The sequence below is a fragment of the Acinetobacter sp. UBA3106 genome (assembly GCA_002365595.1).
In the GTDB taxonomy this organism is placed as follows: Bacteria; Pseudomonadota; Gammaproteobacteria; order Pseudomonadales; family Moraxellaceae; genus Acinetobacter.
Genome location: DFAM01000024.1, coordinates 38,222 through 61,850 on the forward strand (window position 1 = coordinate 38,222; position 23,629 = coordinate 61,850).

22 protein-coding genes are annotated in these 23,629 nt (G+C 41.9%); 17 read left to right on the forward strand and 5 right to left on the reverse strand.

Annotated features, from left to right (window positions below):
- Positions 1–45: 45 nt before the first annotated feature.
- The 6 genes from B4C48_RS13290 (at position 46) to B4C48_RS13315 (ending at position 5,415) form a co-directional block, all read left to right on the forward strand.
- Positions 46–1,176 (forward strand): hypothetical protein, encoded by a 1,131-nt coding sequence (locus tag B4C48_RS13290; protein ID WP_291357293.1) that lies wholly within the window; start codon positions 46–48, stop codon positions 1,174–1,176.
- 86 nt (positions 1,177–1,262) lie between these two features.
- Complete coding sequence (gene puuE / locus B4C48_RS13295; protein WP_291357295.1) at positions 1,263–2,225, forward strand: allantoinase PuuE; 963 nt, start codon at positions 1,263–1,265, stop codon at positions 2,223–2,225.
- Positions 2,226–2,367: 142 nt separating this feature from the next.
- The gene (gene uraD, locus B4C48_RS13300) at positions 2,368–2,871 is read left to right on the forward strand and encodes a 2-oxo-4-hydroxy-4-carboxy-5-ureidoimidazoline decarboxylase (protein WP_291357297.1); all 504 of its coding nucleotides are present in this window, start codon (positions 2,368–2,370) and stop codon (positions 2,869–2,871) included.
- Positions 2,868–3,188: a hydroxyisourate hydrolase gene (gene uraH / locus B4C48_RS13305; protein ID WP_291357299.1), complete on the forward strand. Its 321-nt coding sequence runs from the start codon at positions 2,868–2,870 to the stop codon at positions 3,186–3,188. Before uraD ends, uraH begins: the two co-directional genes overlap by 4 nt.
- 31 nt (positions 3,189–3,219) lie before the next feature.
- Positions 3,220–4,578 (forward strand): nucleobase:cation symporter-2 family protein, encoded by a 1,359-nt coding sequence (locus B4C48_RS13310; protein WP_291357301.1) that lies wholly within the window; start codon positions 3,220–3,222, stop codon positions 4,576–4,578.
- A 123-nt stretch (positions 4,579–4,701) separates the two neighbouring features.
- A complete protein-coding gene (locus B4C48_RS13315; protein WP_291357303.1) occupies positions 4,702–5,415 on the forward strand; it encodes an outer membrane protein OmpK in 714 nt (237 codons plus the stop codon).
- Positions 5,416–5,473: 58 nt separating this feature from the next.
- Here B4C48_RS13315 and B4C48_RS13320 read toward each other — a convergent pair whose 3' ends face one another.
- Positions 5,474–5,971 (reverse strand): ureidoglycolate lyase, encoded by a 498-nt coding sequence (locus B4C48_RS13320; protein WP_291357305.1) that lies wholly within the window; start codon positions 5,969–5,971, stop codon positions 5,474–5,476.
- A gap of 11 nt (positions 5,972–5,982) precedes the next feature.
- Entirely contained in the window at positions 5,983–6,990 is a 1,008-nt protein-coding gene (gene alc / locus B4C48_RS13325) for an allantoicase (protein WP_291357306.1), read from the reverse strand.
- 212 nt (positions 6,991–7,202) lie between these two features.
- Here alc and hpxO point away from each other — a divergent pair, with 212 nt between their 5' ends.
- A complete protein-coding gene (gene hpxO / locus B4C48_RS13330) occupies positions 7,203–8,360 on the forward strand; it encodes an FAD-dependent urate hydroxylase HpxO (RefSeq protein WP_291357308.1) in 1,158 nt (385 codons plus the stop codon).
- A gap of 169 nt (positions 8,361–8,529) precedes the next feature.
- Positions 8,530–9,417: a DMT family transporter gene (locus B4C48_RS13335; protein ID WP_291357310.1), complete on the forward strand. Its 888-nt coding sequence runs from the start codon at positions 8,530–8,532 to the stop codon at positions 9,415–9,417.
- Between the two features lie 67 nt (positions 9,418–9,484).
- Here the strand turns inward: B4C48_RS13335 and B4C48_RS13340 are convergent, their stop codons facing one another.
- Both B4C48_RS13340 and B4C48_RS13345 read right to left on the reverse strand, forming a co-directional pair.
- Positions 9,485–10,837, reverse strand: a complete 1,353-nt coding sequence (locus tag B4C48_RS13340; protein WP_291357312.1) for an 8-oxoguanine deaminase — start codon at positions 10,835–10,837, stop codon at positions 9,485–9,487.
- Positions 10,838–10,899: 62 nt separating this feature from the next.
- The gene (locus B4C48_RS13345; RefSeq protein ID WP_291357314.1) at positions 10,900–11,829 is read right to left on the reverse strand and encodes a LysR family transcriptional regulator; all 930 of its coding nucleotides are present in this window, start codon (positions 11,827–11,829) and stop codon (positions 10,900–10,902) included.
- Between the two features lie 267 nt (positions 11,830–12,096).
- On the opposite strand from B4C48_RS13345, the gene B4C48_RS13350 reads away from it, so the two are divergent.
- The 9 genes from B4C48_RS13350 (at position 12,097) to B4C48_RS13390 (ending at position 22,681) form a co-directional block, all read left to right on the forward strand.
- On the forward strand, positions 12,097–13,152 hold the full coding sequence (locus tag B4C48_RS13350; protein WP_291357316.1) for an aromatic ring-hydroxylating oxygenase subunit alpha: 1,056 nt from the start codon (positions 12,097–12,099) through the stop codon (positions 13,150–13,152).
- Between the two features lie 82 nt (positions 13,153–13,234).
- On the forward strand, positions 13,235–13,723 hold the full coding sequence (locus B4C48_RS13355; protein WP_291357318.1) for a nucleoside deaminase: 489 nt from the start codon (positions 13,235–13,237) through the stop codon (positions 13,721–13,723).
- A gap of 236 nt (positions 13,724–13,959) precedes the next feature.
- Positions 13,960–14,982, forward strand: a complete 1,023-nt coding sequence (locus B4C48_RS13360) for a BMP family ABC transporter substrate-binding protein (protein ID WP_291357372.1) — start codon at positions 13,960–13,962, stop codon at positions 14,980–14,982.
- A 98-nt stretch (positions 14,983–15,080) separates the two neighbouring features.
- A complete protein-coding gene (locus B4C48_RS13365) occupies positions 15,081–16,064 on the forward strand; it encodes an isopenicillin N synthase family dioxygenase (protein WP_291357320.1) in 984 nt (327 codons plus the stop codon).
- Positions 16,065–16,464: 400 nt separating this feature from the next.
- Positions 16,465–17,565 (forward strand): BMP family ABC transporter substrate-binding protein, encoded by a 1,101-nt coding sequence (locus B4C48_RS13370; RefSeq protein WP_291357322.1) that lies wholly within the window; start codon positions 16,465–16,467, stop codon positions 17,563–17,565.
- A gap of 62 nt (positions 17,566–17,627) precedes the next feature.
- Entirely contained in the window at positions 17,628–19,226 is a 1,599-nt protein-coding gene (locus B4C48_RS13375; protein ID WP_291357324.1) for an ABC transporter ATP-binding protein, read from the forward strand.
- Positions 19,227–19,244: 18 nt separating this feature from the next.
- A complete protein-coding gene (locus B4C48_RS13380) occupies positions 19,245–20,339 on the forward strand; it encodes an ABC transporter permease (protein WP_291357326.1) in 1,095 nt (364 codons plus the stop codon).
- Between the two features lie 27 nt (positions 20,340–20,366).
- The gene (locus B4C48_RS13385) at positions 20,367–21,287 is read left to right on the forward strand and encodes an ABC transporter permease (protein ID WP_291357328.1); all 921 of its coding nucleotides are present in this window, start codon (positions 20,367–20,369) and stop codon (positions 21,285–21,287) included.
- A 26-nt stretch (positions 21,288–21,313) separates the two neighbouring features.
- Positions 21,314–22,681 (forward strand): amidohydrolase family protein, encoded by a 1,368-nt coding sequence (locus B4C48_RS13390; RefSeq protein ID WP_291357330.1) that lies wholly within the window; start codon positions 21,314–21,316, stop codon positions 22,679–22,681.
- A gap of 36 nt (positions 22,682–22,717) precedes the next feature.
- On the opposite strand, the gene B4C48_RS13395 is transcribed toward B4C48_RS13390, so the two are convergent.
- The gene (locus B4C48_RS13395; protein WP_291357332.1) at positions 22,718–23,317 is read right to left on the reverse strand and encodes a hypothetical protein; all 600 of its coding nucleotides are present in this window, start codon (positions 23,315–23,317) and stop codon (positions 22,718–22,720) included.
- Positions 23,318–23,629 lie beyond the last annotated feature (312 nt).

Below are 23,629 nucleotides of genomic sequence, written 5' to 3' on the forward strand. Positions count from 1 at the left end.
ACGTGATGATTTAATAAAAATGAATAATTAAATATTGGGGAAATAATGACTTTTAAATTTGAAAGTAGAGAATTTAAACATGCTTTTGAAGAGGTTATATTATTAGCAGATAAAGTCAAAAAGAGTCCTGAAAACTATTCAGAAACAATTAATAATTTTGCATCCTACATACAGACTGCCAAAATAATTTTTAATATAAATATTGATTTGTCGAATTTCGATGATCTCACTTCATATACTCGCGCACAACCTGTATCAAATTTCCCGGAAGTAATTCGAAAACTAATTTATAAATATGATGAGACTAAAAGTAACGATGACTTAGAAGAAATATTTAGTTTAAGTTTAAACTTATTTTACATTTATCTTAGTGAACTTCAATTTAGAATTGGAGGATTACATCAATCGATTGGTTTTGAAGTTAATAGTTTGAGTCAATTTATTAGTGAATATTTTAAAGATCACCCTATATATGCGAGGTATTTAAAATTTGCTGATAGAGATATACCCTTCAAAATTTTACAAGAAATTTTAAATACAAGCGGGTTAAAAAATTTAAATACTACTATTGAAAAATTTAATGCAATAGAAGAGACACTTAGCAATTGGGATAAATCATTATCAGATAAAGAAGCTGAAGTAACTAGGCTTGAAAAATCATTAGAGTCATACAAAGATGCTTTTAATTTTGTTGGTATTTTTGAAGGCTTCAATAAATTACATGTAAAAAAAGAAAATGAATTATGGTGGTCTAGAATAGGATTAGCTTTAATAGGATGTGTAATATTCGGTACATTCGCATATGAATTACATTCTATAAAATCAATTATTCAAATTAGTAAAGTTATTGATATTCCAACATTACTTGCAATAACAATCCCATTTACATTATTAATATTTTTACTTTTATATTTCTTTAAAATTATTCTACAAACTATGCGCTCTGTTCAATCTCAGCTTCTACAACTTGATTTGCGGATGACCTTATGTCGTTTTATTCAAAGTTATGCGGAATATGCTGCAGAATTGAAAGCCAAACCTCCTGAAGGATTTGAAAAATTTGAAAGCGTAATTTTTTCGCCCTTAGTATCTTCGGATGATAAAATTCCAAATACTTTTGATGGATTAGATCAACTTTCTAGCGTAGTTAATATAGTTAAAGGCAAAGATAATTAATATTTAAAATGAATCTTTTTGGCGCATAAATTGCTTGTCACGCTTAATCAATTTTACTGTTTGATATAACACATCAGGGATTAAACGTGCCAACAACATATCTACGCGGACAAGAACTCATAGATCAAATTAGAAGCCAGCCATATTCACGGGACTTAATTGGCTATCATGGTGAACCACCCAAAGTAGAATGGCCAAATAGCGCTCGTGTCGCGGTTCAATTTGTATTGAACTATGAAGAAGGCGGGGAAAATCACGTTGAACATGGCGATGCAGGTTCAGAACAGTTCCTTTCCGAGATTATCGGGGCAGCAAGCTTTCCAGCCAAACATATGTCGATGGATTCCATGTATGAATACGGCTCACGTGCAGGTTTTTGGCGTATTCATAACGAGTTTAAAAAGCGCAATTTACCCATGACCATTTTTGGCGTGGGCATGGCATTAGTACGTAATCCCTACATTGTCGAAGCGATTAAAGAAGCCAATTATGACGTGGTTTCTCATGGACAGCGCTGGCTGCATTATCAGGACATGCCCATCGAGCTTGAACGTCAGCATATGGATCAGGCCATAAGTGTACTCGAAGCACTGTTTGGTAAAGCGCCAATCGGCTGGTATACCGGTCGCGATAGCCCGAATACCCGCAAATTACTGGCTGAATTTCCGCAGATTAAATACGACTGTGACTACTATGGCGACGACTTGCCATTTTGGAGCAGCCTGACTGATAAAAATAGTGCAACACGTCCACATTTAATCATTCCCTATACCTTAGAGAGTAATGATATGAAATTCAGCTCACCGGGCGGTTTCAACAGTGGGGAACAGTTCTATCAATACTTAAAAGATGCCTTTGATGTGCTGTATGCAGAAGGTGAAACTGAACCTAAAATGCTATCGGTCGGCATGCATTGTCGTATTTTAGGGCGACCGGGACGCTTTAAGGCACTACAAAAGTTCCTCGATTATATTCAAAGTCACGACAATGTCTGGATTTGCCGCCGTGGCGATATCGCTGAACACTGGTATAAAAACCATGCTTTATAAGATATAAATTTTTTTAAAAAGAGAAGTTTAGCTTCTCTTTTTTTATTTATCCCATTTATAAAAAATGCAGAAAATCAAAGTTTGGCACTGATATTGCAAAATTACTTTTGAACAAACATTCAATATTTTAGGCGATTTAATAGTGCAACTCGTTGAATTTAATAAAGCATCTCAACAAGGTGCTATTACCTTTTTAGCACACTGTGTGCAAATACCGAGCTGGGCGGAACAGCTTTCAGCGAATCGTCCTTATGCCTCGGTTGAAGATGCTATCGACTTTGCAAAACAACAAGCAAAGACTTGGACTTGGGATGAAATCAAAACGGCTTTAGCCAAACATCCACGCATAGGCGAAAAAAAAGCACAGGCTGAATTGAGCGAAGTCGAGAAAAACTTTTCAAATCGTGAACAGTCCGCTATTAGCCCAGATGAAGAAACCCAACTGGCTTTACTCAAGGGCAATATTGCCTATGAAAAGAAATATGGCTACATCTTCCTGATTAAAGCATTCGGTCTAAACAGTGAAGAAGTTCTTCAAGCCCTGAAATACCGTCTTTTAAATGATCCTGAAACTGAAAAGCGCATTGTCCATCATCAACTGGCTGAAATTGCCTTACACAGATTAGCTCAGGAGCTGCAAGCATGATTAGTTCACATATTTTAGATACTAACCTAGGTAAGCCGGCAGCCAATGTGCTGATTAAATTATTCGATGCAGAGGGCAGCTTACTCGGTGAAGCAAGTACCAATGCCGATGGCCGAGTGACTGATTTCGGTTTAACTGAATTCAATAGTGGTGCATATAGCCTGGAATTCGCGACTTCTGCTTATTTTGATGCTTTGGGACAGGAAACTTTTTTTCCTAAAGCCCTAATCCATTTCTATGTCAAAGATGCGTCACAGCATTATCACATTCCTTTACTGATTAGCCCATTTGCGTACTCCACATATCGCGGAAGCTAATTTAATTTTTTAATTTGAGGGAAGAAAAAGAATGACTGAAGAAAGCAAAACCATTTCACCAGAACATGAATATTTAGGCGCAGGAAAAAGTGCAGCATACGGCTTACAACATGTATTAACCATGTATGGCGGAATTATCGCGCCACCATTAATTGTGGGTACAGCAGCGGGTTTATCTGCGCAGCACATTGGTTTATTAATTGCTGCTGCCTTATTTGTCGGAGGTCTGGCAACAATACTGCAAACCATAGGCGTAAAATATATTGGAGCCAAATTGCCGCTGGTACAAGGCGTTTCCTTTGCCGGTGTGGCGACGATGGTCGCAATTGTAACCACAGGCGGTGGTTTATCTGCCGTTTATGGCGCGGTGATTATTGCCTCGCTGATTGGTTTCTTTCTGGCTCCCTATTTTTCCAGAATTATTCGCTTTTTCCCACCTGTAGTAACGGGTTGTGTGATTACGATTATTGGCTTATCACTCTTGCCTGTTGCTGTTCGCTGGATGATGGGCGGCAATAAGAATGCACCGGAATGGGGAAGTGTGGAAAATATTGGGTTGGCACTATTGACGCTGGGCATTGTGATCTGTTTGAACCTGACCAAGAATGCTTCAATTCGCCGTTTATCTATTCTTTTAGCTATTGTGATGGGCTCAGTACTGGCTTATCTGATGGGCTTTGGCGATTTTAGTAAAGTCGGCAATGGTGCATGGGTGCAGTTTCCAAGCCTGTTTGCTTTTGGCATGCCTACTTTTGAACTGACGGCCATTATTTCCATGCTGATTGTGACTCTGGTGATCATGACCGAAACCACGGCAGATATTATTGCTGTGGGCGAAATTGTGGGAACCAAGGTAGATTCAGAACGTATTTCCAATGGTTTACGGGCGGATATGTTATCCAGTGCGGTGGCACCCATCTTTGGATCATTTATGCAAAGTGCCTTTGCCCAAAACGTTGGCTTAGTCGCAATTACCGGCATCAAAAGTCGTTTTGTAGTTGCAGCTGGCGGCATGATTTTAGTGGTACTGGGTTTATTACCAATTATGGGGCGTTTAATTGCAGCAATTCCCGTACCGGTACTTGGTGGTGCAGGTCTGGTGCTATTTGGAACAGTAGCTGCAAGTGGTATTCGTACCTTGGCGAAAATTGATTATAACGAGCAAAAAAACCTGATTATTGTCGCGACTGCCATTGCAGCCGGGATGATTCCGATCATTGATCATTCTTTCTATGCAAATTTTCCGAAATGGATTCAAACCCTGTTTCATTCAGGCATCAGTTCTACCTGCCTGATGGCGATTATTTTAAACCTGCTTTTTAATCATCTGAGCCTGTTCAAACCTGGACATGCCGAGGCTCCAAAGAACATTCCAGAAACATTGCATTAATATTTCCATCTTCAAAAAACCTATGCCAGTCATAGGTTTTTTTTATCAAAAATTAAAAAAGTTGGCTTCATTTTTGCTTGACTTAATATGTGATTTTTTAATTTTCATTGGGGTACCTTATTTATGAAATTCACTCAAGTTACTGTTGCAACATTACTCGCATTCGGTGCGGTATCGGCACAAGCACAACCGATCTGGCAAGATTTCAGCCTGAGTGGTCTTTATGGTGAAAACTATGAAGTAGTAAACGAAAAGCAAACCACTTTAACTGTTGAATATGCTGCAAAAATTAAATATGCAGATGTATTCTTCTTTATTGACCGTATGCGCGGTGCTGATGACGGCAAATCAAGTTATTTTGAATTGTCACCCCGGTTAAGTCTGGGTGAAGTCACTGGTCAGAAACTTGCTTTTGGTCCGGTAAAAGATGTTTTGGTTTCAACAACTTGGGAAGGTGGAGAAGGTTTTGATAACTTCTTGTATGGGGTGGGTTTTGATCTGAATATTCCATATTTCCGTTATGCTAGCATCAACCTGTATCGTGTAAATAATGAAAATATGGATGATGACTACCAGTTAACCCTGACCTATGGTGTTCCATTTAAACTGGGAACTGAAGATTTTTTGGTTGATGGCTTCCTGGATTGGTCTACAGAAGAAGATGATCATGATAGCGAGATGAACTGGACCACACAGTGGAAATGGAATGTAGGTAAACACATTTCTCCAACTACGAATTTGTATCTGGGCATCGAACACTCAATATGGAACAACAAATTTGGCATTCCAAATGCAGATGAAAATAACGTGAGTGCTTTAGTGAAATATCATTTCTAAGTAAACATATTACAGAACTATGTTAAAAGCCCTTATTTTCAAGGGCTTTTTTATTGCTTTAATACGCTATGGAAATGAGATGTGCAAAAGAATAAATATCGCAGTTTGGACCAGTTCCAATCCGGTCAATCACTACAAAATCACTGGGTGCTTCCAGTGTCAATAAAGGATGGTGCCATGTACCGGCATGGTAATTGACCCCTTGTGAACCATCGCTGATAAAGGCTTGAACTTGATTCAGATCGGGCTTTTCAGCATCTAACGCTGGTGCAACAACAATCAAAAAAGCTTGACCCTGCATAGGAATAAAGGCCTGTGAGCCTAGCGGATGCCTTTCTAGCATGGAAATTTCAAAAGGCACTTGGGTGGATTGAATATTTTTGAAAATACTCAACCCAACTTTTGCATCGGTTTCCACTTCCGCCAGCGCATGATAACGTTCAGTCTGCTGCTCATTAATATAAAAAAAATCGTTGCTTTGACAGGCAATAACTTCACCAAAAGGCGCAAAGTTTGTTGCAGTTAAAGGCTGAATTTTTAGAGTCGGTATTATCATAATATTCACATTTATCTTGCAGTTTTTCCCCATAAACGGATACGACTAATCCCACCATCCGGAATCATGTTCACGCGAATATGCGATATTTTCTCGTGCTGTAAAACTTCCTCTACAAAGCTGTGAATATGATCCATTTGCATATCTTGTGCTTCTAAAAGATACGGCCAGAACATGCTTTGCGGAATCAGTTGCTGATCGGTCGCATCTTCGATATAAATCGCCTGTATAGAAACTTGTGCAGGGTAGTTGCCTTTAAAATGCGCCGTATCAATATCAATTTTTTCAATTGAACCACTTTGGCCCAAAGCCAGAATGCACCAGTCAAAACCGGGTTCACGTCGGCGTTTGGTTTCCCAGCCATCACCCATATTTATGCCACGACCTGGATTAATCAGGTTACGCGGATGCCCGAAATGTGCATCGCTATAAGCAATGACCCGACCGCCATTTTCCAGGGCCAACAGATCCAGTACCTGGTCACTATCCTGAATCTGAATCTTAACTTCACCATACACTTTAAAACGTGCTACACCGCCATCCGGGAAAATATTTAAACGCACATGGCTGAATACCTGCTCTGAACAAACCTCAAAAATATGATGCTGTCCGGGACCTAATTTACTATTTGGTAAAATTGAGTGCCAGGTGGCAGTGCTTAAGTCACCATTTGGTGCATAACAGGCTTCGACCGCCGCCGATGCCGGATAGTTGCCGGTAAAAAAGGTAGTATCAATATCCAGCGCCTGAATGGTTCCCGCTACGCCAAGCTGAACAATGGCCCAGTCATAACCGGCATGACGTTTACGGCGGGTTTCCCATCCATCCATCCATTTACCATGATCATCAAATTTGTCTTCCACAAAAATAGGGGCATCAAATTGCAGCATTCGATTTGCTTCAGCAAAAAAATCATCTGAACATTCAAGTACTTCTGCGCCAATTCGGCTATCAGCCAAGTTAGTCAGCTGTTGTAAATACACAGGAATATCAAAAATAGGTGCAATTAATGTTGCCATAGTCATTTTCCATTCAAATTATGAATAACGTGAATATTAATTTTTATAAACAGCCAAAATCTAAGTTAAAGCCTTATAAAAACTCATGTTTACATCCATGTTGATGCACAGCTTGTGCCAACTTTTGAAAAAAATCGGTGCATGTTTTTTTGAAAATGGCACGCTTTTAGCTTTTTAAGGAGCAGAAACAATATATTCAGAGGAGAAAATAGATGAAGATTACAATTATTGGTGCAGGCATGGGCGGATTGACCACGGGAATTGCACTAAAAAAGTTTGGGCATCAGGTCACCATCTATGAGCAAGCAGAACAAATTTTACCTGTCGGCGCAGCCATCTCGCTTTGGTCCAATGGTGTGAAGTGTTTGAATTACCTGGGGCTGACTGAACAGGTTGCTAAGTTAGGCGGTCAGATGGATCAGCTGGCGTATATAGATGGCTTGACGGGCGATACCATGACCCAGTTCAGTTTATTGCCCTTGATTGAAGAGGTCGGACAACGTCCGTATCCGGTGGCACGTGCCGACTTGCAAAATATGTTGATGGATGAGTTTGGCCGTGAAAATATCCAACTTGGCAAAAAAATGGTTGCGCTGCAAGAACAGAGGGATGGTGTACTTGTTCAATTTGCCGATGGTAGCGAAATTAAAACCGAATTGTTGATTGGTGCCGACGGAACCCACTCGATTACGCGTGCTTATGTGCTGGGTGAACAGGTTTCACGTCGTTATGCGGGTTATGTCAACTGGAATGGCTTGGTCGAAATTAGTGATGATCTTTCTCCGGCAGACCAGTGGACAACTTTTGTTGGTGAGGGTAAACGTGTTTCGCTGATGCCTGTTGCAGATGGAAAATTCTATTTCTTTTTTGATGTGCCGTTACCGGTAGGTTTAGAAAACAATAAAGCAGAATATAAAACTTTACTGAAACAATATTTTAATGGCTGGTGTGCACCGGTTCAGCACTTGATTGATGCTTTAGATGAACAAAAAACCAACCGTGTAGAAATTCATGACATTGAGCCTTTTGCCCAATTTTATCAAGGCCGTGTGGTGATTGTCGGCGATGCAGCACACAGTACCACGCCGGATATTGGTCAGGGCGGCTGCCAGGCCATGGAAGATGCGATTTATTTGGCCCGTGCCTTACAAATTAATACTTTGGGTCTACAGGATGCTTTAAAGCGTTATCAAAATAAACGTAATGAACGCGCCAATGAGCTGGTACTACGTGCACGAAAACGCTGTGATGTGACTCATATGAAAGATGAAGTGGTGACCAAAGAATGGTATGAAGAATTAAGAAAGGAACAGGGGCCACATATTATGAAAGGCATTATCAGCAATATTATTGGTAATCCATTAGATTAATTATTGGACTCGGTTTTTTGTTTAGAAACCCTTCGTGATGAAGAGTTTTTTATTATAAAAAATGACTCAACTTGCTTGGGAGAAATAACTATTTTCATGGAAAAAGATTCGTCAATTCAGTGCTGAAGGAGTACATTACTGCACTTTAACGCTTAAAACAGGTCAAGTGATGGCATCTACATGGATTCTCTTTACCCTTATGGCTGCATTTATGCAGGCTTGGCGTAATGCGTTTCAAAAGCAGCTCAGTACAACTGTAGATGTCTATGGCGTGACTCTGGCACGGTTTCTTTTCGGTTTTCCTTTTGCTCTCATTTACCTGACAGGTTTATATCATTACCAGCCTATCCGGACTGCCATTACTTTTACTCCAAGGTTTTGGATTTACATTGTGATTGCCGGGATCAGCCAGATTGCAGCAACAGCCTTGATGGTGCAGCTATTTAAACAGAAAAACTATGCCATTGGGGTGGGGCTAGCGAAAAGTGAAGCCATTTTGGCTGCGCTGATTGGTGCTTCATTATTGAGTGATCAGTTAAGTTTACTGGCGTGGTTCGGAGTTGCCTTGGGTGGCCTTGCCGTATTTTTACTCAGTAAAGGACCAAGAACAGAAAAACTTTCCCTGCCGACCTTATTGATTGGAATTGGCAGTGGATTATGTTTTGCCCTTACCTCTTTATTGGTACGTGAAGCCAGCCTGGAATTGCCGCAATTGCCATTTATTCATCGCGCCGCATGGGTATTGGTCAGTATTATTGGCTTTCAATGTCTCAGTATGCTGATCTATTTAAGTTTATTGAGTCGTCAGACTTTAAAGGCGATGTGGGCAAGAATAGGCCTGACTTTTAAAGTCAGTGTCTGCAGTTTTATCGCTTCCTTGGGCTGGTTTACCGCCATGAGCATGCAATCTGTCGCGATTGTCAAAACACTGGGACAGATTGAAATCCTGTTTAGCTTGCTCATTTCTGCTTATTTCTTTAAGGAAAAACTGGCCAAAGCAGAGCACTGGGGATTATTACTGGTGGTGATTGCCGCCATACTGGTGATTTGGGCCTAGTTCGATTGAAATTACAAGTTGTATCTTAGCCCTCAGTTCAACGACTAAGATACATAGAGTTCATGGTTTAAGCAGCTAATAAATCTTTTGCGGCCTGACGATGTTCAGCCAATAACTTGTCCATATCAAGACCCAATATTTGTTGATCTTTGACCACCCATTTGCCTTTAACCATGACATGTTCTGCACGGTCTGCGCCACAGAGCAGCAGCGCTGCAACAGGATCATGACTGCCTGAAAATTTGATGTCATCTAGTGTATAAAAAGCCAAATCCGCCTGAAAGTCAGGGGCAATTTCCCCCAAATGCTGATCTCGACCCAGCAATTGTGCTGAACCTTTGGTCACCCAACTCAAGGCCAGTTCAGGAGTAATCATTTCAGCACCATATTTCAGACGTTGCAGATACATGGCCTGACGCGCTTCCAGAATTAAATTGGATGCATCTCCGGAGGCTGAACCGTCCACACCCAAACCAATTTTTGCGCCGGCCTGGATTAAATCTATAGTCGGACAAATCCCGGAAGCCAGACGCATATTGGAATGCGGGCAATGACAGATGCCGACCTGCGCTGCACCTAAACGGCGAATCTCATCGGCATTGAAATGAATACCATGTGCGAGCCAGGTACGATGATTCAACCAGCCAACACTGCCCAGATAATCAACTGTGCGCATGCCAAATTTTTCCAGACAAAAGTTTTCTTCATCCAGAGTTTCCGCCAGATGGGTATGCAGCCGCACATCATGCTGCTGCGCCAGTTGGGCACTTTCACGCATAATTTCCTGCGTGACCGAAAAAGGAGAACAGGGTGCAAGGGCAATATTCACCATCGCATCTGCACTACGGTCATGATATTTCGAAATCAGCCTTTCCGAATCGAGCAAGATGGTTTGCATATCCTGTACCGTGTGCTGCGGTGGCAGACCGCCCTGATCTTCACCCAGACTCATCGAACCGCGGGTCAGCATGACCCGGATACCTAAACTTTGTGCAGCCTGTACCTGAATATCAATCGCATCATGCAGTTGCTGGGGAAATAAATAATGGTGATCTGCCGCAAAAGTACAGCCGGACATCAATAATTCAGCCAAAGCCACTTGCGTCGCCAAATAGAGCTGTTCCGAATTTAGCTTGGCCCATACCGGATACAGCGTTTTAAGCCAGGGGAAAAGCGGCGCATTCACCACAGGTGCCCAGGCACGGGTCAAGGTTTGATAGAAATGATGATGGCTATTGATCAGTCCAGGCAAAATCACCAGATTCTTGGCATCAAATGTTTCATCAAAGGGCGTAATGGGTGTTTGTCCTAACGCCACCAGTTCAACAATTTTTCCCGATTGAATGACCAGACCACCGCGTGCATCACTTTGATTGCCAGTAAAAATTGCCAGTGGATGTTTAATCCAGATTGTTGACATAACATTGCCTTAATCAGTGAAATTTCATTTAAAAAAGCAAGAGTTATACCAACTGATATATTTTAGGCTGAGAGTACAGGAACTTGCTGTTTTAGCGCTTCCATCTGTTCACTGATATGCTTGATCATTAACTGCGATGCTCTGGAAATTTGCCGTTTCGGAGCAACACAAAGAGCAATGGTCAGTGGATGCAGACCTTTTTCCAGAATCGGCTTGAATACCAACTCTTTACGTTCCAGATAGGGCAAGACATCTAAAAAACTTAAAATGCCTATGCCTAAATTTTTCTGGATCAGGGCATTCATCAGCCGAATATCATTAGATTCGGTTTTTCTGGCCGGAATAAATTGATGGTGCTTATACAGGGCCTGTACATAATCATGAATAATCAGTGGTTCCGACGGAATAAAGTGGTTATCGCCTAAAGTATCGGAAAAATAGATTTTTTTAGCGTGAACCAGCGGATGATCATTACTCATGACAAAACCGACCGGTAATTCCAGAAAATGGATCATCTCCAGATGATGATGCGCTTTGGGATTTAAAATTAATCCAAAATCCAGTTCGGCATCCATAATCTTTTTGGCAATAATTTCGCTGTCTGCCACCCGAATATTAAAATGAATCCAGGGATAATTCTCATACATGTACTGTATGGATTGCATGATAAAACCATCGCTTAAAGCCGAGATCAGGCCAAATTCGATGGTGCCCCGATTCAGCCCCTGAATTTCATCAAAACGGATACGGGTATGCTGAAACTCCTTTTGCCATTTCAGTAAGTCAGCATAGAGCAATTCACCTGCCAGAGTCAGCTTTAAACCATTCGGCAAACGTTCAAACAAGATGATGCCCAAATCTTCTTCAGCCAGCGCAATTTGACGATGTACCGCAGAAACTGAAATAAACAGCTGATCTGCTGCCTTGCGCAGGCTGCTAGTTTTGGCGACCGCAATAAAATATTCGGAAAAACGTGAAAAGGGTGTATTCATATAGGTATTGAGGCAAGTTTGCCTAACTGTCTTTTTTATAGCGCATGATGGTTCTGACTATGCGAGTTCTATGCCAAATTCACATTTTTAGTCTGCAAGAACATTTCAATCCACCTTAGTGTTCTAATTTTTAGAATAATAAGTACGAAACATTCTAATAGACAGAATGCTAAAAATTCATTTAATTTCAAATACAAGTTAAAGCAAAAGGTCAGTATTTTGACCTTGAAAAAGGCTTGGCCACGAAATTGAAAAGAAGGATTTTATATGAACGCCATACCAGTACTTAATCTATTTACTCAACCACATGGTAGTGCGTTTGATCCATCTGACTGGAATATTTTGGCGCAGCACTGGTATCCGGTTGCACGTATTCAGGACGTCAGTACCACACCACAGCAAGTCATATTGCTGGACGTAAAAATGGCGCTGTATAAAACCGAAAGCGGTCAAATCCATTTGGCCCGGGATATCTGTCCGCACCGTGGTGTCCCACTAACCAAAGGCTGGGTACAAGGGGAAGAGCTGGTCTGTCCTTATCATGGACTACATTACAATACCGAAGGCAAATGTTCGAAAATTCCGGCTCAGCCAGAACTGACAAAAATTTCTGAGCGTTTTAGCCTGACCAAATTTCCTGTGGTAGAAAAATATGGCCTGATTTGGACCAGTCTATTTAACCGTGATCAAAGCGAGACGAATTTTCCGGTGCTGGAAACCTGGGATGCGGAAGGTCATCAGGCCATTTTGCCGCCATTTGTGGATATTAATGGTTCCAGCGGCCGGCAACTAGAAGGCTTTATTGATGTTGCACATTTTGCCTGGGTGCATCATCAGGCATTTGCAGACCGTGAAAACCAGGTAGTGCCGAAGTACCATACCGAACGTACAGACTACGGTTTAAAAAGCATTTATATTTCCAATGTCAGTAACTATCCGCATGGTCTACAACATTTAGAGTCGGAAGGTTTTATGTGGACCCGTGAATTTGATGTGTATCCGCCATTTTCAGCAACATTGAAAGTGTATTTCCCCAATGATGGCATTTTAAAAATTTTAAATGCGTGCTGTCCGGTTTCCCATAATAAAACCCGACTATTTGTGCCGCTGACCCGTAACTTCGACACCACTGGAGATTTACAGGCAGTGTATGATTTTAATGCACAAATTTTTGCAGAAGATCAGGAGATGGTAGAAAGCCAAAAACCAGAAGAATTACCCCTGGATATTAGTATGGAAGCCCATTTTGAAGCAGATCGTTCATCTACCACTTACCGTCGTATATTGGCCGAATGGGGATTAAGTAAACGCTATATCGTTTAAATATTTTAAAAAAGCACCTTTATATATCAGGTGCTTTTTTATTTTAAGCCCACTGTAAAATTTATATTAACGAGCATTACCTATGATAAATAGTCCGAGCCAAGCGCAGATTATTAAATTCCTCAAACTTTCCAATGAGGTGGGTAAACGTGCCATCAGCTTAGGACATCATCCTTTTGGTGCAGTTCTGGTGGCTCCGGATCATAAAACGGTACTTTTGACCCAATGTAATATTGATACCGTGAACCATGCCGAATCGACCTTGGCACGGATTGCAGCTACGAACTATCAGGCTGAATATTTATGGCAATGTACTTTATATACTGCAGTAGAACCTTGCTGTATGTGCTCTGGCACGATTTATTGGGCCAATATCGGCCGTGTTGTGTATTGCATGACCGAAGAAAAACTGCTGGCCTGTACCGGTAATCATGATGAAAACCCGACGATGAGCGTGTCCTCTGCCTATGTATTTTCCCATTGCCAAAAAGAGGTGGAACTGATTGGTCCAGTGCCTGAACTGGAAGATGAAATAGCCCAATTACAAAATGGTTTTTGGTCGAAAAGATAATCAATTTTTTATGCATTGTTATTTTTAAGTCGATTTAAATTTAATAAAAGATTTTTAAATATTTAACTTAAAAATATTCATTTTTATCCAGTTGGAATATTAATTGCTTTACTCAAACCGATTTTAAATATTTTTATAAACATTTTCTTTGAACAAATATAGATGGAGTTGCATTAATGAGTTTAAAAAAGAAAACTTTGGGGAACGCCTTTCTGGTTTTGGGCAGTTTGGCTATAATGATTCCCGGTCAGACTCAAGCCACAGAAAAAGCGGCTTTTATCTATTTGGGACCTACCAGTGACCACGGCTGGTCTTATTCACATGAACAAGGCCGTATAAAGGCAGATAAAGCACTGGCTGGTAAATATCAAACCACATTTATTGAAAATGTACCCGAAACTGCAGATGCGGAACGTGTGGTCCGTAATCTTGCCCAGCAAGGCAATAAGGTCATTTTTGGTACCTCATTTGGCTATATGAACGCGATGGAAAAAGTCGCCAAGCAGTTTCCAAATACCGTATTTATGCATGCAACCGGCTACAAACAAGCTAAAAACCTGGGTGTATATGAAACGCGTACCTATGAAGGTGCTTATATGCTAGGTGTCGTGGCAGGACAAAAAACTCAAACCGATACCATCGGTGTGGTCGCATCTTTTCCGATTCCTGAAGTGGTACGTAACATCAATGCCTATACCTTAGGTGCACAAAGTGTCAATCCGAAAGTGAAAACCAAAGTGATTTGGGCAAATACCTGGTTTAACCCGGGCAAGGAACGTGAAGCGGCGTTAGCGCTGATTGCACAAAAAGCCGATGTGTTGATGCAGAATACCGACTCGCCGGCAGTGGTACAGGCTGCGCAGCAAAAGGGTATCTATGCTTTTGGCTGGAACTCGGACATGAGTAAATTTGGTCCTAAGGCGCACTTGGCAGCAGCTGTGCTGCATTGGGAGAAAATTTATGAGCCGGTTATGCAACAGGTTGAGGCCAAAACCTGGAAAACGTCGGCGATTAAATATGGAGTAAAACAGGGCGCAGTGAACATTGAAAATTTTGGTCCATCCACCACGGCTGAAATGAAAGCCAAAGCAATTGCCGTGCGCAATGCACTGCAAAAAGGCAGCTTGCATCCATTCACTGGTCCCATCTATAAACAGGATGGCAGCTTGCTGGTGGCAAAAGGCAATTCATTAACAGATGCAGATTTAGCGAAAACCAATTATTACGTCAAAGGTGTAGAAGGAAGTTTTCCTAAATAACCAGACTGCGTAATTAAATGCAAATGACTCATTTTATTTTAAATTCAGAGTTATTTTTTTGAAATAGCGCACTGATTTAACAGAGGTTAGATTGTCCTATGAGCATTCCAGTGATTGATTTAAGCGGCGCTTTAGCTGCTGGATCTAAACAGGTCAATGAGGTTGTACATCTGCTGCGCCAAGCTGCAACCAGTTCGGGTTTCTTTTATGTCAAAAATCATGGCATTGATCCAGTTTTAATTCAGCGTCAATTTGCACTATGCGAACAGATTTTTGACCTGCCTTTAAGCACTAAAATGAAATATGATCAAAGCCTGAATGCCAGTCATTTGGGGTTTGAGCAGTTGTCTGCACAAAAGTCAGATTACAATGCCAAGCCGGATATTAAGGAAGGTTTTTATTGCGGTAAAACTTATAGTGCTGACCATCCCTATGTGTTAGCCAAATATCAAGGCTATGGCATTAATCAATGGCCGAGTGAAGTGCCTGAAATGGAGCAATACTGCCAGGAATATATTGCAGAACTGAGCCTGCTGGCCAAGCGCATTATGCAGTTACTGGCTTTATCTCTGGAGCTGGATGAGCATTATTTTGATGAGTGTTGTCATGATCCCATGATGACCTTGAAAATGCTGCGCTATCCGCCTCATCCGGCAGATGCCGATGAAAACAGCTTTGGTGTCGGTGCGCACACAGATTGGGGTTCAATTACGATTTTGGCGCAAGACAACTGTGGCGGTTTGGAAGTTTGCCTGCCCGATGGAAGCTGGGTCACTGCACCACCCATTGAGGGAACTTTTGTCGTCAATTTAGGTGACCTGATTCCACGTTGGAGTAACGATTTATTTAAATCTAATCCACACCGGGTACGGAATATGTATGCAGACGGAAAATCTCGTTATTCGATCCCTTTCTTTTATGGTCCAAATTATATGACCCATATTTATGCATTGCCCGGCACAGTCAAAGATACGGAAAGTTACCGTTATAAGCCATGCACCGCAGGTGAACACATGGAAGAAATGTACATGAAAGCCTATGCCTTAAATGCAGAAGAACAAAAGGTGCTAGAAAAAATTTAAATACGAAAAAGCTGACTCAGAAATAAAAAAGCCCAACTTTGAACAAGTTTGGGCTTTTTTTTATCATTACTGAACTGTGATTATTCTGCCTGCGCTAAAAAAAAGCATTTCTGCTGGCTGATCGAATAACTTTGATTTGTAGTCAAAATAAAAATAAAAAAAAAGAGAAAAATAAAAGAACTTTAAAATATAAGACATTGTATTTCATCAATAAAAAATAATATTTTTGTTCTAAAAAACAGAACGTAATGTTTATGTTCTAATTTTTATCAATTTTGGAATAGAACTTGCTAATTAAGAGAAAGTGAACAGAAAAATTAAACTGATGTTCAAATTTCACATTTCTAATTCATTGTTATTGCTTGAATTAGAAATACACCATTCATAATGGAGCAGTTTTATGCAAAAAAAAGTCAGCTTTAAATCACAGCTTAAAAAACTTGTACTGGCATTCAGTACAGCCACTGTTTTGGGGACATCTTTTATCAGCTTGGCACATGCGGCTGACAAAGCGGCCTTTGTTTATATTGGCCCAACCAGTGATCATGGCTGGACTTATTCACATGACCAGGGGCGTATCAAAACAGAAAAAGCCTTGGCCGGAAAATACACAACTTCTTATATTGAAAATGTGCCAGAAACTGCAGATGCAGAGCGTGTAATCCGTAATCTGGCGCAGCAGGGTAATAAAGTCATTTTTGCCACTTCGTTTGGTTATATGAACCAGATGGAAAAGGTGGCTAAACAGTTTCCAAATACCGTCTTTATGCATGCCACTGGCTACAAGCAGGGCAAAAATTTAGGGATTTATGATGTACGTACCTATGAAGGTGCATACATGCTAGGTGTAGTTGCTGGGCAAACCACTAAAACTAATACTCTGGGTGTCGTGGCATCTTTCCCGATTCCTGAAGTGGTACGTAACATCAATGCCTATACCTTGGGCGCGCAGAGTGTCAATCCTAAAGTGAAAACCAAAGTGATTTGGGTCAATTCGTGGTTTAACCCGGGTAAAGAACGTGATGCAGCTTTGGCACTGATTTCACAGAAAGCTGATGTGCTGATGCAAAACACCGATTCACCCGCCGTTGTCCAAGCTGCACAGCAAAAAGGCGTTTATGCCTTTGGTTGGGACTCGGACATGAGCAAGTTTGGTCCTAAAGCCCACTTGGCAGCTTCAGTATTGCATTGGGAAAAAATCTATACCCCAGTCTTACAACAAGTTGCGCAAAAAACCTGGAAGCCAAGTGCAATGTGGTACGGCATTAAACAGGATGCGGTGAGAATTGAAAACTTTGGTCCTGCAGTGCCAGCCAAAGTGAAACAGTCTGCCTTAAATGCACAAAGTGGGATTCATAAAGGTTCGCTGCATCCATTCCAGGGACCTTTATATAAACAGGATGGCGGTTTGGTCATTGCGAAAGGTAAAGTTTTGTCTGATGCAGAGCTAGGCAAAATGAATTACTACGTCAAAGGCGTAGAAGGCGCTTTACCTAAATAAAACAGATGGCATGAATGAGCTTTCATTCATGCCTTTCTTTTTTCATTTTTTCGAGCTTGTCTATGAATGACTTATCCGATAATGCGACATATGTTGACGTACAACAGGCTGTAGAACTGACCGTTCCACGCCTGGAACTGGTCAATATTGGTAAAAGTTATAATTCGCTAAAAGCCAACGATCAGATTGATCTTAAAGTTCAGGCTGGGCAAATTCATGCCATCTTGGGTGAAAATGGGGCTGGTAAAAGCACCCTGATGAAAATTATTTATGGGGCGACACAGGCGGATCAGGGCCAGATCATCTGGAATGGCAAAGAGGTGAGCATCGAAAACCCGGCTGCTGCGCGCAAGCTTGGCATCGGGATGGTGTACCAACATTTTTCACTCTTTGAAACTTTAACCGTTGCGGAAAATATTCTGCTGGGGCTGGATGAAAAATACGACCTTGCTGAGCTCAGGCAAAAAATTGTCGAAGTTTCAGAACAATATGGCTTGCCGATAGATCCACGCCGTGAAGTCTATTCGCTGTCCGTCGGTGAGCGGCAACGTGTCGAAATTATCCGCTGTTTATTGCAGCAACCGTCTTTGATTATTTTAGATGAACCGACTTCGGTCTTGACTCCGCAAGCCGTGAAACAGCTGTTTAAAACCCTGAAATTGCTGGCTTCGCAAGGGGTATCGATTCTCTATATCAGCCATAAACTGCATGAAATTCAAGAGCTGTGCGATGAAGCTACCATTTTAAGAAATGGTCGGGTGACGGGTCACGTCAAACCGAGGGAAAAAAGCACCAGTGAATTGGCCCGTCTCATGATTGGACGTGAACTTCCGACCTATCAGCATTCAGCATTTTCTGGCGAACAAAGCATCTTGCTGCAAGTCAAGCAACTCAATTATGCATCTGATGATCCCTTTGGCGTGTCTTTAAGCAATATAGATCTGGAATTAAAAGCTGGTGAAATCACTGGTATCGCCGGGATCTCTGGTAATGGTCAGGCAGAATTGCTGGCGTTGCTATCGGGCGAAAAGCTGACTGATCAGGGCGAAATCCTGTTTGAAGGCAGAAATGTCTCCCGATTGTATGCAGGTGAGCGCCGTGATTTGGGCTTGGGCTTTGTTCCGGAAGAACGTTTGGGACGCGGTGCAGTGCCCAATATGAGCTTGTCACAAAATGCTTTCCTCACTGCATTTCGTCAGGGTTTAAGCCGTTTTGGATTGATCAATTTTGAAAAGACCAAAGCCTTTGCTGCGCATTGCATTGAAAAGTTCAATGTCAAGGCAGCCGGTCCGCAGGCAGAAGCCCGCAGCTTGTCTGGCGGTAACTTGCAAAAATTTATTGTAGGCCGGGAAATTCTACAGAACCCGAAAGTACTGATTGTTTCGCAGCCGACTTGGGGGGTTGATATTGGGGCATCCATGTTTATCCGCCAGACCCTGATTGATCTATCACGTCAGGGAGTGGCCATTTTGGTAATTTCCGAAGAATTGGAAGAGCTTTTTGAAATTAGCGATCAGCTCTGTGTGCTGGCCAGTGGCAAATTATCTGAACCGATTGCCACCCATAACACCAATGCTGAAGAGATCGGTTTACTAATGGCTGGAATTAAAAACAATCCAGTCGCTCAGGCTGCAACTGAAATACAACCAATTTCAGTTTAGAGAAGAATAGGTGATTTGATGCATTTACTCGAACCTAGAGAACATCCTTCTCAACTTATGAAATGGCTGTCTCCTTTTATTGCGCTATTGGCCATGCTCTGTGTCGGTAGCCTGCTGTTTTTAATGCTTGGGGTCAATCCGCTTCAGGCTTTGTATATTTTCTTTATTGAGCCGCTCAGTAGTGCTTATAACCTGAGTGAACTGCTAATTAAAGCCAGTCCATTGATTTTGATTGCCTTAGGTCTGGCGGTCGGTTTTCGCGCGAAATTATTCAATATTGGTGCCGAAGGGCAGCTGACCATGGGCGCCATTTTTGGTGGCGGTATTGCGATCCTGTTTTTTGAACAGCTAGGCTGGTGGATTTTACCATTGATGATCATTATGGGAGCCATCGGGGGTGCAATTTGGGGGCTGATTCCAGCGCTGTTAAAAACCCATTTTAATGCAGAAGAAACCCTGACCACCTTGATGATGAACTATGTGGCCTTTTTTCTGCTGATGTATTTGGTCAATGGGCCATGGCGTGATCCGGACGGCATGAATTTTCCACAATCAGTGATGTTTAGTGACAGTGCGGTTTTACCCTATGTAATTGAGGGAACCCGGGTCAATGCCTCTATTTTTCTGACCCTGTTAGCGGTGGCTGTGTTCTGGATATTTATTCGTAAAAGTGTCAGCGCATATAGATTAGAAGTCAGTGGTCAGGCACCTATGGCGGCCCAATATGCCGGTTTTTCGTCCAGAAAAGCCATCTGGTTCAGTTTGGGCATTTCTGGATTAATGGCGGGAATTGCCGGGATTTGTGAAGTCGCAGGTCCGATTGGTCAGCTCAATCCAAATATTTCTCCGGGCTATGGTTATGCCGCAATTATTGTGGCCTATTTGGGCCGTTTAAACCCGATTGGCATTGTATTGTCCGGCTTGCTTATGGCGCTGATTTATCTGGGCGGTGAACTGGCACAAATGCAGTTGCAGCTTCCGGTTGCCATTACCGGTATTTTCCAGGGTTTATTGCTGTTTTTCCTGTTGGCGTCTGATGCGCTAATTGAAAATCGCTACCGTTTCGCCAAGAAGAAGCAGCCACCCGCTGAAACTGTTCAACCAGCGGCTTAATGCTGTCAATAAAAAGGATAACCAGAGATGAGTATAGAAATTACCGCCATTCTTGCCGGTACTGTGGCCGCAGCGACTCCATTGATATTTGCAGGTTTAGGCGAACTTGTTGCAGAACGTACAGGCGTGATTAATTTGGGCGTAGAAGGGATGATGCTGGTCGGTGCGATTGCCGGTTTTGCCTTTGCCTCTCAATATGATGCCAGTGTCTTAAGTGCTTTGTTTATGGGAGGACTGGCTGGAAGCTTGATGGCACTGATTTTTGCCTTTTTCACTTTATCGATGAGCACGAATCTGTCGGCCTGCGGTCTGGCTTTGACCATTTTCGGTATCGGGATTTCGGCTTTTATCGGGCAGAATTATGTCAGTACTGCATTGCCGGGATTACAAAATTTAAATATCCCCGGACTGGCTGATATTCCTGTTATTGGTCCAATTTTATTTCAGCAAAACTATGTAGTGTATTTATCGATTCTGGCATTTGCTGTGGTGTGGTGGGTATTGGCCAAAACCCGTTTGGGCTTATTGTTAAAAGCCGTAGGCGAGTCGCCAGAAAGCGCACATGCCATGGGCTACAACGTTTTAGCGATTCGTTATGGCGCGGTGCTTTTTGGCGGGGCCATGGCCGGAATTGGCGGGGCTTTCCTCTCAACCGTATATACCCCAATGTGGATTGAAAACATGGTAGCCGGACGTGGCTGGATTGCCATTGCTCTAGTCGTTTTTGCCGCATGGAAACCGACTCGCTTAATGCTGGGTGCCTATTTATTTGGCGGGGTCACCATTTTGCAATTTCATGCTCAAGCACTCGGTCTGAACATCCCAAATGAATTTTTATCGGCATTACCTTATATCGCAACGATTTTGGTTCTGGTGATCATTTCACGTGATAAAAAACTACTGAAACTGAATTTGCCTGCTTCGCTGGGTAAGACATTTAGCCCTTAACTGGACAGAGCAGAGGAAATATAACAATGAAAATCATGACTGCAGATTATGTCCTGACCATGAATTCGACGCTGGATTGTATTCGCCATGGGGCTATTTTAATTGAGGGTGCATATATCAAGCAGGTGGGTACACTGGAAGAATTAACCCGGCAATACCCAGATGTAGAAGTGAGTCAATATCCGAACAGTTTACTGATGCCAGGTTTAATCAATACCCACTGCCATTCAGGACTGTTAAGAGGCACCGCCGAAGGTTTACCTGTCTGGGACTGGTTGCAGCAGTTTATCGATCCGATGCACCGGATTTTAACGCCTGAAGATGCCAAAATAGCTTCCTATCTTTGCTATGCCGAAGCACTGCTTTCAGGAACCACCACCATCGTGGATATGTGGCGTTATATGGATGGCAGTGCCGAAGCAGCAGAGCAACTTGGCATCCGCGCGGTACTGGTGCCTTATGTGGCAGAACATCCTGATCACAACTATTTTGAAACCTTAAATAGCAATGAAGCGCTGATTCAAAAATGGCATCAAGGCGCAGCTGGGCGAATTAATGTCTGGGTCGGTCTGGAACATCTGTTTTATGCAGAAGAAAAAGCGTTGGCCCGTATTCAGAAACTTTGCCAGGATTATCAGACCGGTTTTCACACCCATAGCAATGAAAGCCAGTTCGATGTGGAAGAAAACCTTAGACGTTATGGCATGCGTCCCATCCAGACGCTCGAACGTTTAGGCATGTTTGATGTTCCTAAATGTCTGTTGGCACACTGTGTCTGGGCCAATTCAGACGAGATCGAAATTCTTAAGCATTATGATGTGGGCGTTGCGCATAATCCGATCTCCAATATGAAACTGGCTTCAGGTGCGGCACCTATTACCGAAATGCTGCGTCATGGCATTGCGGTTGGGTTAGGCACGGATGGTGAAAAAGAAAATAACAATCTGGATATGTTTGAGGAAATGAAAACTGCCTCTTTATTGGCCAAATTTTCCAATTTAGATGCCGCAGCACTCGATTCATGGTCAGTCTGTCAAATGGCAACGCTGACAGGTGCAAAAGCACTGGGCATGCAGCATCAGATTGGATCGCTTGAAGCAGGTAAACTGGCCGATATCATTGCCGTTGATATGGCGACGCCAAGAATGACCCCTTTGATCGATCACGGACGCTTAATGAACCTGCATACGAATCTGGTACATGCGGTACAAGGCCAAGATGTGCATATGACCATGGTCAATGGGCAAGTGGTGGTGGAAAATCGTAAACTGGTGCATGCAGATATGCAGGCCTTAATCGATCAGGTCAATCAGGCCGCACCTGCGTTATTCAGACGCCGTGACAAATGGCTGTCAGAGCAGGGAACTGTGGTGAATGAGTTACAGCGCCTATAAAGGATATAAAAAATATAGACCTAACTTTAAACAGGCTTATCTATGTTCCAGTATGGATAAAAAAGCTTCGATAAAGTTAGGCAGTCTTTTATGATGAATCTGGCCCACCTTAATGACTTCATAAGTCAATCCATCAGCTTGAAGATTTTCACTTTCTATTTTTAACTTTTGCAGGGTTAACTGTAAGCCCTTTAACCATTCCTCAAGTGCTTTGATGGGAATATCATTTTTAAGATCTCCACCTTGCATGGCGGTTTTAAAATGGCTTAAGGTCGTACTGTCTTTAAAACATGCCTCAATATGATGTTCAGTACTTTCAAAAAGATCATGCTTGACCACAAATAAAAATTTTCCAATCGCGGGTTTTAGTGCACTGATATAAATATTTTTATCATTTAGGCTGTATCTTTTATTTTTGGCATTTATAAATTCAGAATTCCAGCCTTGCGATTCTAAAAAATGATCCATTTCGATGAACATCAGATCGGTCACTTGTTCTTCAATTCGATCTGCCAGTTCTTTAAGTTCATGACTGATGACAATTAAATTATTTTCCAATTTGGATCGCTGAGATTTTTCATCATCATGTTGTTTTGATTGGGCTAATACGGCTTGAAAGCGTTGTTCAGGAGTCATGATGGTACTCACTTTAAAATATAAGCCTTAAATTTTAAGATGAGGCTGTGCCCAGACAATTTCAAGAAAACATAAGAAAGTATGCGGTAAAATATTTAGAAATTGAATAGATCACCCAACCAGATTGGCTAATCATGAGGATGAACAGATCAGGATAAATTTCCACAAAGAACAAGATTTCAAACTAGAAACCATATTTTCCAAAAATCCAAAAACTGATCAAATGATTTTATGGAAGAGCGTTGATATAAAATATGATATTGAGTGGAAAATGCATTTGCATGACTCAGATATTGGTATAAATAAAATAGT